A 14,805-nucleotide genomic window follows, 5' to 3' on the forward strand; every position below is an offset into this window, starting at 1 on the left:
ACCCCACTCACTTCGAAATTAATGTCCTGAGATAGTTTTTCAGCTCAGAGGAGGAAGACATCTTCAACATTTTTTCTGCCTCAAGCCGCTTCCTCAGTTCATTGAAAAGCAAAGATTCTTCAATTTTACGGTCTGAATCATCCTTTTGCTTATATATTATACCATCTTTTAACGTAATCATGTCCAAATCCACCATAATATCAACCATCATTTTGAGGAAATTCATTTTTACCCCAAGACGCCCAGCAAGTGCAGGCGCATGTTTAGCGAGGTTGATTGTGCCATCGTCAGCGCCCGACACCAGCTGTTGCAGGGCGTTGACATCCGCTTGTGAGGGAATCCCGGAAAAAAAGAGTTCTTCACGGCTGTTGAATATCGAGATTATTTTAGATGCATGGATACCATTCAGTGAATACGCAAGATCCAGAAGGTCATCAGGCAGATCCCTCAGTACTACAGTCCCTGAAGTGAACGGCAGATCTTCCCGTATTCGTAGTAATTGTCACCGAGCCGCTCCTTACCTTTGGCGATGACGAAAACGTCATTCTTTGATATCATGTCGAACCGCTGATCGGACCGACTCCTCATATCGATCAGTTGGACATTATCCACATTGGCGTCCTGAAGCATCAGCTGCAGACTGCGTTTTTGATTGAACTCGTTGATGTTGACCGTCCCAATCAAGCTGATGACATCATTCTGTGACACTTCATTGATGAGGTGCCCAAACCCGAAACCGATGACATCCATGCCGACCCGGGGCATCGTCAGTTTGATATGGCTCTTATCTTTACCCACTTGCCGTATTTGCCCTATCGTATCATTTTGGAGCAGGAAAACAGGCGATTGAAATGATTGGCCGAATGGTTTGAGGCGCTCGAAACGCTCGAATCCCTGCATGGTCATGTTGGTCCCATCCACCTGGTAATCGATGTATTTCACCGGCTTCAGATCAAGTCCGAGGCTTGCGAAGTATTCTTCCAGCTCTATTTTGAATGCGTCAATGTCTTCTGCCGCCACCTCGATGCCAAGCGCTTGGGCGTGTCCCCAAAATGGGTATAGTGCGTCGATTGCCGGGTGATTATGTCATGCAGGTCAAGCCCTTCAATCGAGCGGCCGGAACCACGGTAACTGTCCCCATCCCGGGTCAGTACAATGGCGGGCTTGCCGAACTCTTCCACTATCCTCGAGGCGACTATGCCGAGCACCCCGGGATGCCAGCCGTCGGCATATGCGATATTGATCTGGTTCTCTGTCCTGATCTGCTCTACAGCCTCCCCGAAAATATCGATGACCAGCTGCTTACGTTCGGCATTCATGTTCTCGATCGTCATAGCCATTTCATATGCTGCATGCCTCTCATCCTCGAGCAACAGTTCCACGGCGATTTCAGCTTCTCCAAGCCGACCGGTGGCATTCAGACGGGGGCAACCGTAAACGCTATGGTTTCCTCATCGACCCCGCCTTCATGACCGGCCGCACGCAGTAAGGTATGAATCCCTGTGGAAGGTTCGTTATTCAATATTTCCAACCCTTCCATCACCAGCTTCTTGTTCTCGTCTATCATGGGCACAAGATCAGCTACAGTGCCGATTGCAACAAGTGCAAGATCGTCCTGCGCGGCGGCGCCCAGAGCCTGTACCAATTTGTATGTGATGCCGACGCCTGCCAGACTTTTGAAGGGATATGAACCGTCAGGGTGGTCCGGGTGGATGATCACCGTCTCCGGTACCGATTCACCGAAAGTGTGGTGGTCGACGACGATTGTATCTATGCCGTGGTCATTGAGGAACGCCAGTTCCTCTTTACCTGAAATGCCATTGTCTACAGTGATGACAAGGTCGTACTGGCCGATGACGATCTCCTCGAACACTTCCCGGTTCGGTCCGTAACCATCTTCTATGCGGTTGGGTATGAAATATCCGGCGTCAGCCCCTTTCGCCTCAATGCTTTAAGCAGCAGGACGGTGCTGGTGATGCCGTCCGCATCGAAGTCGCCATAGATGAGTATGCGTTCCCCACGCTCAACAGCAACATTGATCCGGTCCACCGCCTTATCCATGTCATGCACCAAAGAGGCATCATAGGTCGTGGGATTATAGATTTTCATCAAATCTTCCTCTGTCGTATATCCTCTGTTTTCGAGGATGGTCTGTTCCAGCATATTCAATTTGAAAGCACCGATTAAAGTTTCCGGTATCTCCTCTGTCCTTTTGCGAACTCTCCATTCAAACTTCGACTGATACATGTGATCCTCCCTTTATAAAACGCCCGGGGACTCCCGGGCGTTCTCTTATACCAATATTTTTTCGTCGTTCTTTTTCTTTTCTTCATAAACCGTCAAACTGCCGTCCGTCTGTCTGAACTGACGCTTCTTCAGTATACCCCATAACTGAAGGGCGATGAACAGCGAGGAATAGATGCCGCTGATCAGACCAATCAGCAAGGCGAGTGAGAAGTTGAAGATCGCACTGCTGCCGAAAATGATCAGGAATAATACGACAATGACGACTGTGAATACAGTGTTGACCGAACGGGTCAGTGTCTGCTTCAGGGAACGGTTGATGATGGCATCAATCTCGTTTTCGTTATGGATGACTTTATATTTGCGCAAGTTCTCCCTCACCCTGTCGAATGTCACGATGGTATCGTTGATCGAGTAACCAACGATCGTCAGGACCGCTGCAATGAATGTAATGTCTACTTCAATCCTGAAGATGGAGAAGATGGCGATCATGATGAATGCATCGTGGATGAGTGCCAGCACACTCGGCAGCGCCATGCGCCATTCGAAGCGGATCGAGGCATAGATGATGATGCCTATTGAAGCGATGGCCAATGCTATCATCGCATTCTTCGCCAACTCTTGCCCGACTATCGGGCTGACCGTACTGACCGCAGGTTCATACCCGTATAATTCATCGAATGTATTCTGCATTGTGGTGACTTCTTCCTGATCCAGGTTTTTGGTATAGCGGACAACCACCATATCTTCACCAGAAGTGGTGATGCTGTCAGGGGCCAGGCCGATATCTTCAAGCTCTGCCTCCACCTCTTCTACAGTGGCCTCTTCCGACGTCTGGATATCCGCCCGTGTGCCGCTTGTGAAGTCTATGCCCAAGTTCAATTTGAAGATGGATAGGATGAGAAGGCCAGCAAGTATCGTCACTAGACTGAACGTAAAGAACTTCTTCGTATGGCCGACAAAATCAAACTTGTCCCAAGGTGTCGTCAGATGTTCGATATCCTTGCCTTCGTTCAAGCTGAAGCGATCCGCTTCCTTGACTCCGAACCATGTCAGGCGCTTATTGAAGAAATTCGATTTGACGAGCAGTGAGAGCAGTATGCGCGTCAGGAAGACGGCGGTGATGAAACTCATCAGTATCGATAGAAGCAGCATGGTCGCAAACCCTTTGACGCTGCTCGTGCCGAATATGAAGAGCACTATGCCGGCGACCAAAGTAGTGATGTTGGCATCTATGATTGTCAGAGGGACGCCTGGGATGCCTTCTTATACGCCTGTTTGATATTGCGTCCGATCCGCAGTTCATCCTTCATACGTTCATACATGATGATGTTCGCATCGACTGCCATCCCGACCCCGAGGATCAGGGCGGCGATACCCGGCAGGGTGAGCACCCCACCGATTATATTGAAACCAAGCACCGTGAGATAGATATAGACCGTCAGTGTAACAGCGGCGATGATCCCAGGGAGCCTGTAGAACGCAATCATATAGAGGAAGACGATCAGCGCACCGATCAGTCCCGCCGTTACGGTCTCGTCGAGTGCCTGTTCACCGAACTGGGCACCTACCGAAGTCGAATAGATTTCTTTCAGGTCAACAGGCAACGAGCCTGCATTGAGCAGTGCCGCGATATTCTGGGCGCGCTCCAGTCCTTCCTGGCCGGAGAATCCACCGAAATCATCACGTCGGATGTGTTCAAGGCCTGCTCTACACTCGGTGCAGAGATGAATTTGGGATCTTCTTTTGTGACTTCTTCTTTAAAGCTGTCTTCACCCTCTTCAAAATCCATCCAGATTACCATCAGATTCTCACCCGGAGGACGGTTCGAGATCTCTTCAGTGATGTCCCTGAATTTTTCGGGATCCTTCAGCTGAAGCGAAACCATCGGCTGGTTCATCTCGTCGAAGCTTTGACTGGCGCCACCCTGTACAAGGTCCGAACCGTCAAGGAGGACTTCATCATCCACGTTTCTGATCGTCAGTTCAGCCTGTGTACTGAGCAGTTCACGGGCCTCCGTCTGATCTTCCACACCCGCCAGCTGTACACGGATCCTGTTGCCGTCTTCAACCTGGATGTTCGGCTCAGAGACGCCAAGTACGTTGACGCGCGAATCGAGCGTCTGTGCGGTGCTGCTCATTGCAGCTTCATCGATCTCGTCTCCTTCATGCAGCGGTTCGACTTGATAGAGCACTTCAAAACCGCCCTGCAGATCCAGGCCAAGATTGACATTCTTGCCCAGGTCCTTAGCGGTCAACCCCACTGCCGTCAATAATATCACTGCAAGGATAATTGCAGATATTATCCTGTTTTTCTTAGTTTTCAATAGGACACACCTCGATTATTTTATGAATCATCAACATTTCAATTATAACGCTTGGGGGCTCAAATTAAAAATAAAAATAAGCTGGCTCACCGAGCCAGCTTATCATACTACTTGACAATCTCCTTAAGTGCAACGCGTTCAAATTTAAGGATGGCACCATTTACATCATCGGTGCGGATGTACATATGTTTTTGATCGAATGACTCAACCGTTCCGTGAATGCCTCCGATAGTGATGATTTCATCACCTTTTTGCATATTCGCCTGCATATCTTGCACTGCTTTTTGTTTCTTCTGTGCCGGACGGATCATCAGGAAATACATTACCAGAATCAATACCAGGAACGGCAGAATGGCCATGAAAAACTCCATTTAAAAATCTTCTCCTCTTTAGAAATTTTTTGGATTTTCAACATTCAATCCATATGATTCGAAAAATGCTTCTTTAAAGTCCATTAATTGATCATTTAAAATCGCAGTTCGAACATCTTCCATCAATTTTAGCAGAAAATAAAGATTATGGTAAGTCGTAAGCCTTAATCCCAGAATTTCATTTGCTTTGAATAGATGCCTGAGGTACGCCTTTGAATAGTTCCGGCACGTATAACAATCGCAGCCGGGGTCAAGCGGCGTGAAATCTCGTTCGAACTTCTTGTTCTTGACGACAACCCTGCCCCTTGAAGTCATGGTTGTGCCATTGCGCGCAATGCGGGTCGGCAGCACGCAGTCGAACATGTCGATGCCTCTGATTACACCTTCTATCAGGGCATCCGGAGAGCCGACGCCCATCAGATACCTCGGTTTGTCTTCCGGCAGCAGTGGTACGGTCTCCTCAAGCACACGGTACATGATGGGTTTTGGTTCCCCGACGGATAATCCGCCGATGGAATATCCAGGGAAATCCATGCTGACCAGATCTTTTGCGCTTTGTTCACGCAAGTGCTTGTATTCTCCACCCTGCACAATGCCGAATAGCGCCTGGTTGCGGTCATGGCCACCTTTAATGTGATGATCGAGACACCTCTCAGCCCACCTGCTTGTACGCTCGATGGAATCTTTTACATATCGTTCCTCAGCCGGGAAAGGCGGACATTCATCAAATGCCATCATGATGTCCGATCCGAGGTCATGCTGGATGTCCATCGCCTTCTCCGGACTCAGGAACAGCTTTGAGCCATCCAGATGGCTCCTGAAGTGGACACCTTCTTCTTCGATTTTGCGCCTATCGCTCAGGCTGAATACCTGGAATCCACCTGAGTCGGTCAAGATCGGCTTATCCCAGTTCATGAATTTATGGAGACCGCCCGCTTCTTTGATGATATCGCTCCCCGGTCTCAGCCACAGATGATAGGTATTGCTCAAAATGATTTGACTGCCGATATCCGCAAGCTCCTCAGGAGTCATAGATTTGACTGTCGCCAAAGTGCCGACCGGCATGAATATCGGGGTATCTATAGTGCCGTGTGGTGTATGGAGTTTGCCTATACGTGCGCCGGTCTGTTTACATGTCTTAATATGTTCATATCTGATTGCCATCTAAGTTTCATCCTCATATATAATCATTGCATCGCCAAAACTGAAGAACCGGTATGATTCATTGATGGCATGCTGATATGCCGCCATGATCGTCTCTTTATCACTGAATGCACTCACCAGCATCATCAGCGAAGATTTAGGCAGGTGGAAGTTTGTGATCAGGGCATCGATCGCCCGGTATTGAAAGCCGGGATAGATGAAGATATCAGTGAATCCACTGGCTTCAGTGAACTTACCGTGGTCCCTGACGATCGTCTCCAATGTCCTCGTGCTCGTCGTCCCTACACTGATGATCTTGCCGCCCTTTGACTTGACCGCGTTCAATAGTTCCGCTGTAGGACTATCCATTATATAGAACTCGGAATGCATCTTATGGTCTTCAATCACTTCTGTACTGACGGGACGGAATGTACCTAAACCGACATGCAGTGTGATGTAGGCGATATGTACACCTTTGGACTTGATCCTCTCAAGCAGCGCATCGGTGAAATGCAATCCTGCAGTCGGTGCAGCCGCTGAGCCTGAATGCTTCGCATAAACAGTCTGATAGCGGTCTTTATCCTCAAGCGTCTCCTTGATGTACGGAGGCAGAGGCATCTCTCCAAGGGCATCCAGTACATTTTCAAGCACACCCTCATGCTTGAGTTCGACATGCTTGATGCCTTCATCGAATGAGTCTGTACACACTGCCTTAAGCAGGCCGTCACCAAAGCTTACCACCGTACCTGGGCTGATCTTTTTAGCTGGTTTCACCAGCACCTCATATCCCCCTGCGACCGGCTTCAGCAGAAGCATTTCTATTTTTGCGCCCGTCTCTTCTTTGACGCCGTATAATCTTGCCGGCAGTACTTTTGTATCATTTAAAACGAGTACATCTCCCGGGTTGAAGAAGTCGATAACATCTTCAAACTTCTTATCCGAGACCGCACCTGATTTCTTTTCCAATGCCAATAGTCTGCTTGAAGCCCGATCCTTCAAAGGGGTTTGGGCGATCAGATCATGTGGCAGGTTGAAATCAAATTCTTCGAGTTTCAAACTTATTCCCCATTTCTCGATATATCTGGCTGTGTGTCATCTTTGAAGTATTCATAGCTTTTTGCCGTGGCCCGGCGACCACGCTGAGTGCGTTCTAAGAAGCCTTGCTGGATCAGATAAGGTTCATAGACATCAAGGAGCGTCACCACTTCCTCACCGATGGAGACCGCTACCGTCTCGAGTCCCACCGGTCCGCCGCCATAAGTATGTATGATTGTGTTCATAATTTTATGGTCGACCGGGTCGAGGCCGCTTGGGTCCACCTCAAGCACTCTAAGGGCATGATCGGTCGTTTCCAAAGTGATGGATGGCTCTTCCTTGACTATGGAAAAGTCCCGTACTCGGCGCAGCAATCGATTGGCTATACGCGGCGTGCCCCTTGAACGCCTGGCCAGTTCCACTGTGCTGTCGGGGTCGATGGACACTTCAAATATTTCCGCTGTGCGGTTCACGATCGTCATCAGGCTATCGACATCATAATATTCGAGTCGCAACTGTACCCCGAAGCGGTCCCGAAGCGGCGCCGAAAGACTGCCGAAACGGGTCGTGGCCCCTACCAAAGTGAAGGGTGGCAAATCGATGCGGATGCTTCTCGCTTCTTCACCTTTACCGATAACGACGTCAAGGAAGAAATCCTCCATTGCCGAGTAGAGTATCTCCTCCACTGCGCGTGGCAGACGATGAATTTCATCGATGAACAGCACATCCCCGTTTCAAGGCTTGAAAGTATGGCAGCCAAGTCCCCTGCACGTTCCACGGCAGGACCTGAGGTTGTCCGGATGTTTACCCCCATCTCATTTGCGATTATATTGGAAAGCGTCGTCTTACCAAGACCCGGAGGTCCATGCAGTATGACATGGTCGAGGGCCTCTCCCCTGATCTTTGCCGCCTCGATGAAGACTTTGAGGTTATCCTTCAGAGTCTTCTGTCCGATATACTGGCTTAAAAATTCAGGGCGCAGTGACATTTCCACCTGTTCTTCCTGATTCTGCCTATCTTCATCTAAAATACGATCGTCCATAGTAACACCCCATTATTGAACTAGGTACTTCAAACCTCGCTTAACAGCCTGATCGACTGATTCGAAATGTTCCTGGTTGAGGTTCTTTTCAACCCGCTTGAGTTCGCGCTTGCTGTAACCCAGTGCTTCAAGTGCAAGCATGGCTTCTTCGATGTGGTGGTTATTGCCGCCTTTGTCAGGCGTAGGCGACGCCACGCTGACATGACCGAGCTTGCCTTTTAGATCCAGTATGATCTGGCTTGCCGTCTTTTTCCGACACCCGGAAATTTCTGCATGTACTTCTCATCTTCGGCTTCCACCGCCTCGATGATCTCTTCCGGACTCGAAGCGGCAAGTATCGCCAGTGCACTTTTCGGACCGATTCCAGTCACTTGAAGCAAAGATTGGAAAAGGACCTTTTCATCCATGGTCACAAACCCGTATAGTGTGTGACTGTCGTCCCGCACAATCAGTTCGGTATGGACCGTCACTTCCTCCCCGTGCCTGTTCTCAAAACGGAATGGGTTCGGCACCATGATCAAGTAGCCGATCCCACCAGTCTCTACTGTAATATTCTGTGGTGCAACTTCTTTTAACGTGCCTTTTATATACTGATACATCAAATCACCATCATTCTACGAATTCGAATTCACCGCGGAGGATCCTTACTGTATCGCCCGTCTGGATGCCTTTCTCACGCAGAGCATCGTCGATGCCCATGGTACGCATCTGCCTTGCGAACCTTCTAACGGCTGCATCGCGGTTGAAATCGGTCATTTTGAAAATGCGCTCGATGGAATCGCCTGATACGACATAGGCGCCATCATCATCACGTGTAATCTCAAATGCATCAGGATCTTTTTCGTGCCGGTAGACGACACGGTGATCTGTCTCTTCGATGACTTCTTCGACCGTGGAAGCTTTCTCAAGCATATCCGCAACGCGGTAGAGCATATTATCCAAGTTTTCACGAGTGGCAGCCGAGATCCGATATATTTCCTTATCTCCCCCACTGCTTCAGCAAACCTCTCAAAGATACCCTCGTCTTCCACCAGGTCAGTTTTATTGAGGACGATGATTTCAGGCCGTTTGAGCAGGCTTTCATTATAAAGACCCATCTCTTTACGGATTGTTTCATAATCCTCTACTGCGTCCCGTCCTTCAACCTCACTGATGTCGATGACATGAACGATGACTTTAGTCCGCTCGACGTGCCTCAGGAACTGATGGCCAAGCCCAGTGCCTTCCGAGGCACCTTCAATAAGTCCGGGCAGATCCGCCATGACAAATGATCGGCCGTCCCCGTCTCCACGACGCCCAAGTTCGGCTTGATGGTTGTGAAGGGATAATCCCCAATTTTAGGCTTCGCTTTTGTGACGGCACTGAGTATCGTGGATTTTCCGACACTCGGGAAACCAACGAGACCAACGTCCGCAAGTAGCTTCAGCTCAAGCACTACATCAAATTCCTGGCCCGGTTCCCCATTCTCGGCAAAGTCCGGCGCCTGGTTCCTTGACGTAGCGAAGCGGGAATTTCCGCGACCACCCCGTCCGCCTTTGGCGACGACGGCCCTTTGCCCGTGCTGGGTCAAATCAGCTAATGTTTCTCCGTCTTCTTTCTTTTTGACTACTGTACCTGGTGGCACCTTCAGTACCATAGGCTCACTGTTTTTACCGTGGGCATTCGCACTCATTCCGTTACCGCCGCGCTTCGCTTTGAAGTGGCGCTGATAGCGGAAATCCATCAATGTCCTGAGTCCTTCGTCGACCTCAAATATGATGTCCGCACCATCGCCGCCGTCGCCGCCTGAAGGTCCGCCCATCGGAATATATTTCTCACGTCTATACGCGACGAGGCCATTTCCGCCATCGCCGGCTTTTATGAATATACCAACCTGATCTATAAACATAGTCTCACCCCTATCCTTAAAATATTATATCATATCGTACACCGCTCATTTAATGAAAAAGGACACCAGCTCTGCTGATGTCCACTCGTTCATTATTTCGCTTCGGTATAAACAGAAACGCGCTTTTTATCGCGACCAATACGCTCGTATTTTACAACGCCGTCGATCTTAGCGAATAGAGTATCATCTCCGCCGCGTCCAACGTTCTCACCTGGGTGGATTTAGTTCCACGCTGGCGGAAAAGTATGGAGCCGCCTGTTACATGCTGGCCATCTTGTCTTTTGGCACCAAGGCGTTTGGATTGGGAGTCACGTCCGTTCCTCGTTGAACCTACACCTTTTTGGATGCGAAGAATTGCAGATTGAGTTTAAGCATTGCTTTCACCTCACTTGAATGATAATTTGATGTTTTCACCGTATTCTTCTTCTATTGTTTTAAGTGATATGATCATGCTTTCCAATAGAGTCTGGAGTTTTTCATCATCTGGGTCCGTCACTTCGAAATTGAAGTAGCCGGTTGCCTCCTCCATATCGATTGAGGGATTTGCATCCGTCATATTGAGTATGGCGTTTACGGAACCGAAGACGACTGCCGAAGCACCTGCGCAGACGATGTCGCTGCCATACTCACCGAACATGGCATGGCCTTCCATATTGAAGGAAGTGACCTGTCCATCATCATTTATATGGAATTCTACATTAATCATTAGAAGTCTATCTTATCAACTGTCAGTTTTGTATATGGCTGACGATGACCTTGTTTACGCTTGTAGTTCTTTCTGCGTTTGAATTTCACGACGTCGATTTTTTTACCGCGGCCGTGCTTTTCAACTTTTGCGGCTACAGTTGCGCCTTCTACAGTAGGGGCACCAACTTTAACTGAATCTCCACCTACAAAGAGTACTTTGTCAAAAGTGAATGTGTCGCCTGCTTCTGCGTCGATCTTTTCGACGTAGATAGTTTGACCCGCTTCAACTTTAATTTGTTTACCACCCGTTTCGATAATTGCAAACATACTTACACCTCCTAATATAAAATAAGACACGCCATCTGCAGGTGGATAGTAATCGCTTGAACCTGCAACTGAGCGGTTGATGTTTACATTATCACCAACCTCTGCATTATACCAGCAGCAGATGGTGCTGTCAATCCTGCTTGAGGAGTTCCTTCCTGACCCTAGCGACTTTGCGTGCCACGACAAAAACAATCAAAAAGAGCAGCGCATTGATGAGCATGCTCGGCACCGCCCTGAGGGCCGCATAATCAAACAATGGCATATTGATCATGCCGAGTACAGAAAAGATTGCATATATATAGGCATCGTAGAAGAAAATCAGCAGGAGTACGACAAATGCCATGGCGACGAAATCTCTATGGAAGACCCGGAAGGCGGTGTGCATAAATACAACGAACGCCACCATTCCGAAGGTATGTATGCCATAGAGGGACCCTATGTAGATGTCGAGCATTACTCCGAAGACCACCGCCAAAAATATTCCCATCCTTGACCCTACATAGATCGACAGCAGCAATATGAAGATAAGCAGGGTGCGGGGCACAAAATAGACCGTCACTCCACTGATAGACGCCGGACTGAATTCTGCAAAGGTAAAGTCGATATACATGAATAGGAATGCACAGAGGAAAATCATAAGTGTTCTCATATTATTCCTCCATTGACTCCGGATTTCTTTTGATGACATGGACAAGGTCGATATCATCCATATTACTGTTCAGCTGCACATAGGCATTTTGACTCAAACCATACTCGTCGTTTTCGACTTCAACTATTTTGCCAATGATCAGACCTTCCGGCAGGCTCCCCACCAGACCGCTCGTGAAGACTTCATCGCCGCGTTCAAGCCCGCTGCGGTTTTTAATGTTCTCGACCACAAGCAGGTTGCGTTCATCATCAAACCTGCGGATATTGCCATATGCTGTATCATCTTCATGGGTAACTTGAACTGAGAGGTTATTGCCTGCTGACGAGGTCGTCAGCATTTCGACATAGCTTGAGCCGCCGTTAGCCCTGACTACGGTCCCCACCAGGCCTTCGGTGGTCATCACCGCCATGCCTTCCTTTATGCCGTCCGATTCCCCTTTATCAATGGTGAAGTTATCCATCCACTGGTCAGGTGACCTTGAGATCACACGGGCGTCGACACTTTCGTAGGAGCGTCTGGAACTGACATCCAGAGTTTCCCTCAATTCCTCGTTCTCCGCTTCAAGACCTTCTAGATCTGCTTGCATCTGCGGCAGCATTTCAAGCTGTGCATGTAGTTTCTCGTTCTCTTCAACAGCATTGAAACTGGCGGAGATCTTATTGATGATGCCACCTATGAATCCGACCGGCGCGTCTATGACGACTTGCGAACCTGCTGTCAGATCGCCGGTGAACTGCTCCGCCTTAGTGACGGAATTCCGATCCGTCATCGAGAAACCTATTAGAAGTATTAATACAATAATGCCAAAAAGTATGATCAGCATACGATTACGGTTGAAAAGCCTGTTCACGATCGAGCGCCTCCATTGATTGTTGATATCTGATTAAAAGAATACCACAATAAAGCACTGCTGATAAAGGATATGTAAATAAAAAGGAGAGGCCCGAGGGGCCTCTCCATAACAGATAAGATAATAATATATATGATATCTAGAACAGTAAGTATACATGTTCTATCAAAGGCTTTGTAGATGACATAATCATCAACAGCCTGTTATGTCGTTTTCATTACAATTATTATGTTACATGTTTAATTGTATGCTTTCAAGGGGATAAAGGAGATTATTTAATGTAAAATGCCATCTTTCCATAAATTCTGAAGCTTTTTGAAGCGTTCGACCACTTCTTTCAGCTGGGTGTCTTCCACAGCAAGGGATATGCGGATGTAATATTTTCCGCGCGAGCCGAATGGAATTCCCGGAGTGACAAGGATGGAACATTCATGGAGCAGGTAGGCTTTAAACGTCTCTCCATCAAACCCCTCCGGCACACGGATCCAGCCGAATATCCCCCTTTAATCGGATTGATTGGAATACCCATATCCAATAATGCTTCTGTGACCAGATGGCTCCTTTTGGAGAAAGTATCCTCCTGGACGGGCAGAATATCCCGGCATGTCGGAGTGCTGCTGTAGATGCCTCCTGCACCACGCCCCACATGCCCGTTTGTGTATGGTCCTGATAAGTGTTGATTGCATTGATCATTTCCTTATTTCCTACAGCAAAACCCGAACGGAATCCAGACATGTTGAACCCTTTCGAGAGGGAATATATTTCAATCGCACAGTCAAGGCTGCCTTCACTCTGGAGTATGCTTGGGTGTTTCCCATCAAATGAAAACGGGGCGTAGGCAAAATCATGGAGGATGCAGGTGCCTGTCCCTTTAAATCGCTCTATCGTACGATCGAAAAATTCGCGGTCCGCAACTGCGCCAAGGGGGTTTGAGGGATAATTCAAGTATATCAGCCGCGCATTTGCCTGCTCCTGGTCATCCAATGCATTGTAATCCGGCAGATAGCCGTTTTCTGCAAGAAGCGGCAGATCATATACCACCCCTTTCGCCAATTCAACACCGGCTGTATAATCTGGGTAGCCTGGGTTCGGCAGATAGACGCCTTCCCCGGCTCGATAAACATCATCGGAAACTGCACCAGGGCACTCTTGGTGCCGTACAGCAGTGCGATATTATCCGCTTCCAACTCCACCCGTACTCACTCTTATAGAAATCGATGATCGCATCCTTGTATGACTGTTTCCCCCGAATTGCCCGTATCGCTGGTTTTCCGGCTGATAAAGGGCTTCTGCCGCTCGCTTGAGGATGGGTTCAGGGGTCTCGGCATCTGGGATGCCAACTGCGAGATTGATCAGCGGAAGGGGACCAGATGGTGCCTCCCCGGCCATAGCCGTCTTGAAATAACTGTCAGGAATGCTCGAGAGTAGTTTATTCATCTTCATTCTCCTTCTGGTTTATCGAATCCTTTGAACTGCTCGTCTATCGTCTGTTTGAAATGTTCCGACTTAACAGCTTCGATGAGGTCTTCTGCCATTTTGCTGTCTTTATCCGAAGCATTTACGACAATCTGATTCCTGTAATTCTCATTCATATCTTCAAGCTGGAGCGCATCGGCGAGATCCATTCCGCTTGCCAGCGCAAAGTTCCCCGGCACGAGCGATAATCCGATCTGATCGACACTTCTCGGCAGCTGCCCTGAATCCTGGTAGACGAATTCCAGATTTTTATTGTTCTTTAATATATCCTTCTCTTCTATCGCAAGTAGGTTTGCATCTTCTGCAACCTCAATCAGACCGGCATCCATAAGCGTCTGGAACCCCCTCGAGGAATTGACGGGATCTAGAGGCAACGCCACTTCACTGCCGTTTTCTATTTCATCCAATGAATCATATTCGCTGGAATAGAGTCCCATAGGCGCAGTCGGCACTTGTATGAGGTTATGGAAATCCGTCCCGTTCTCCTTATTGAAGTCAGCCATGAACGATTTGTTCTGATAAAGGTTCGCGTCCAGATCTCCATTATCTAAAGCATTGTTCGGTTGGATGTAGTCGGTGTACTCCACAAGCTCCACCGTGTAGCCTTGTTCTTCCAAGGCCGGCTTCAATGCAAAGTTCACCATGTCGCTGTAGGGACCGGTGGAAGCGCCGATCGTGATCACTTCCCCCTCCCCTTCGTAGAGCAGTGCGCTGCTTCCTATGATGACAGCAAGTGTTGACGCAAGGAATATCAGTATCCCACGCAT

The 14,805-nt window shown here is 48.5% G+C and carries 14 protein-coding genes, 7 pseudogenes and 1 other annotated feature; all 21 genes and pseudogenes read right to left on the minus strand.

The annotated features are described in order from the left end of the window. Window positions 1-7 precede the first annotated feature (7 nt). Window positions 8-490, minus strand: a complete 483-nt coding sequence (locus ACYF68_RS09095) for a single-stranded-DNA-specific exonuclease C-terminal domain-containing protein (RefSeq protein ID WP_461047563.1) — start codon at window positions 488-490, stop codon at window positions 8-10. Further along, window positions 454-1,020: a hypothetical protein gene (locus tag ACYF68_RS09100; RefSeq protein ID WP_461046474.1), complete on the minus strand. Its 567-nt coding sequence runs from the start codon at window positions 1,018-1,020 to the stop codon at window positions 454-456. Before ACYF68_RS09100 ends, ACYF68_RS09095 begins: the two co-directional genes overlap by 37 nt. After that, window positions 987-1,382 carry a DHHA1 domain-containing protein gene (locus tag ACYF68_RS09105; RefSeq protein ID WP_461046476.1) on the minus strand — a complete coding sequence of 132 codons (396 nt, stop codon included), beginning with the start codon at window positions 1,380-1,382 and terminating at the stop codon, window positions 987-989. The genes ACYF68_RS09100 and ACYF68_RS09105 overlap by 34 nt, the downstream gene beginning before the upstream one ends. Before the next feature lie 35 nt (window positions 1,383-1,417). Further along, window positions 1,418-1,948 carry a DHH family phosphoesterase gene (locus ACYF68_RS09110; RefSeq protein ID WP_461047565.1) on the minus strand — a complete coding sequence of 177 codons (531 nt, stop codon included), beginning with the start codon at window positions 1,946-1,948 and terminating at the stop codon, window positions 1,418-1,420. Continuing rightward, window positions 1,900-2,247, minus strand: a complete 348-nt coding sequence (locus ACYF68_RS09115; protein ID WP_461046478.1) for a hypothetical protein — start codon at window positions 2,245-2,247, stop codon at window positions 1,900-1,902. The genes ACYF68_RS09110 and ACYF68_RS09115 overlap by 49 nt, the downstream gene beginning before the upstream one ends. A gap of 45 nt (window positions 2,248-2,292) precedes the next feature. Beyond that, a pseudogene (gene secDF, locus ACYF68_RS09120) lies at window positions 2,293-4,570 on the minus strand (protein translocase subunit SecDF). A 107-nt stretch (window positions 4,571-4,677) separates the two neighbouring features. Next, window positions 4,678-4,941 carry a preprotein translocase subunit YajC gene (gene yajC, locus ACYF68_RS09125; protein WP_380570239.1) on the minus strand — a complete coding sequence of 88 codons (264 nt, stop codon included), beginning with the start codon at window positions 4,939-4,941 and terminating at the stop codon, window positions 4,678-4,680. Window positions 4,942-4,959: 18 nt separating this feature from the next. Beyond that, complete coding sequence (gene tgt / locus ACYF68_RS09130; RefSeq protein ID WP_380570238.1) at window positions 4,960-6,105, minus strand: tRNA guanosine(34) transglycosylase Tgt; 1,146 nt, start codon at window positions 6,103-6,105, stop codon at window positions 4,960-4,962. Further along, the gene (gene queA / locus ACYF68_RS09135) at window positions 6,106-7,140 is read right to left on the minus strand and encodes a tRNA preQ1(34) S-adenosylmethionine ribosyltransferase-isomerase QueA (RefSeq protein ID WP_461046481.1); all 1,035 of its coding nucleotides are present in this window, start codon (window positions 7,138-7,140) and stop codon (window positions 6,106-6,108) included. Window positions 7,141-7,142: 2 nt separating this feature from the next. Next, window positions 7,143-8,161: pseudogene (gene ruvB, locus ACYF68_RS09140) on the minus strand (Holliday junction branch migration DNA helicase RuvB). A gap of 12 nt (window positions 8,162-8,173) precedes the next feature. Beyond that, window positions 8,174-8,760, minus strand: a pseudogene (ruvA, locus tag ACYF68_RS09145) (Holliday junction branch migration protein RuvA). A gap of 10 nt (window positions 8,761-8,770) precedes the next feature. Further along, a pseudogene (gene cgtA, locus ACYF68_RS09150) lies at window positions 8,771-9,100 on the minus strand (Obg family GTPase CgtA); the annotation flags it as partial. A 161-nt stretch (window positions 9,101-9,261) separates the two neighbouring features. Further along, window positions 9,262-9,423: pseudogene (locus ACYF68_RS09155) on the minus strand (GTPase); the annotation flags it as partial. After that, on the minus strand, window positions 9,357-10,049 hold the full coding sequence (cgtA, locus tag ACYF68_RS09160) for an Obg family GTPase CgtA (RefSeq protein WP_461046483.1): 693 nt from the start codon (window positions 10,047-10,049) through the stop codon (window positions 9,357-9,359). The pseudogene ACYF68_RS09155 and the gene cgtA (ACYF68_RS09160), both read right to left, overlap by 67 nt. A 92-nt stretch (window positions 10,050-10,141) precedes the next feature. Next, window positions 10,142-10,424: pseudogene (rpmA, locus tag ACYF68_RS09165) on the minus strand (50S ribosomal protein L27). Between the two features lie 10 nt (window positions 10,425-10,434). After that, window positions 10,435-10,755: a ribosomal-processing cysteine protease Prp gene (locus tag ACYF68_RS09170; protein WP_461046485.1), complete on the minus strand. Its 321-nt coding sequence runs from the start codon at window positions 10,753-10,755 to the stop codon at window positions 10,435-10,437. Continuing rightward, entirely contained in the window at window positions 10,755-11,063 is a 309-nt protein-coding gene (rplU, locus tag ACYF68_RS09175) for a 50S ribosomal protein L21 (protein ID WP_380570231.1), read from the minus strand. The genes ACYF68_RS09170 and rplU overlap by 1 nt, the downstream gene beginning before the upstream one ends. 14 nt (window positions 11,064-11,077) lie before the next feature. Next, window positions 11,078-11,151: a sequence feature (ribosomal protein L21 leader region), on the minus strand. Window positions 11,152-11,193: 42 nt separating this feature from the next. After that, window positions 11,194-11,712, minus strand: coding sequence for a rod shape-determining protein MreD (gene mreD, locus ACYF68_RS09180; RefSeq protein ID WP_461046487.1), 519 nt, complete (start codon window positions 11,710-11,712; stop codon window positions 11,194-11,196). Between the two features lies 1 nt (window position 11,713). Next, complete coding sequence (gene mreC, locus ACYF68_RS09185) at window positions 11,714-12,562, minus strand: rod shape-determining protein MreC (protein WP_461046489.1); 849 nt, start codon at window positions 12,560-12,562, stop codon at window positions 11,714-11,716. Window positions 12,563-12,837: 275 nt separating this feature from the next. After that, window positions 12,838-14,005, minus strand: a pseudogene (locus tag ACYF68_RS09190) (aminotransferase class I/II-fold pyridoxal phosphate-dependent enzyme). Next, window positions 14,002-14,805: a MetQ/NlpA family ABC transporter substrate-binding protein gene (locus tag ACYF68_RS09195; RefSeq protein ID WP_461046491.1), complete on the minus strand. Its 804-nt coding sequence runs from the start codon at window positions 14,803-14,805 to the stop codon at window positions 14,002-14,004. The pseudogene ACYF68_RS09190 and the gene ACYF68_RS09195 overlap by 4 nt, the downstream one beginning before the upstream one ends.

The organism is Salinicoccus sp. CNSTN-B1, from assembly GCF_054792835.1.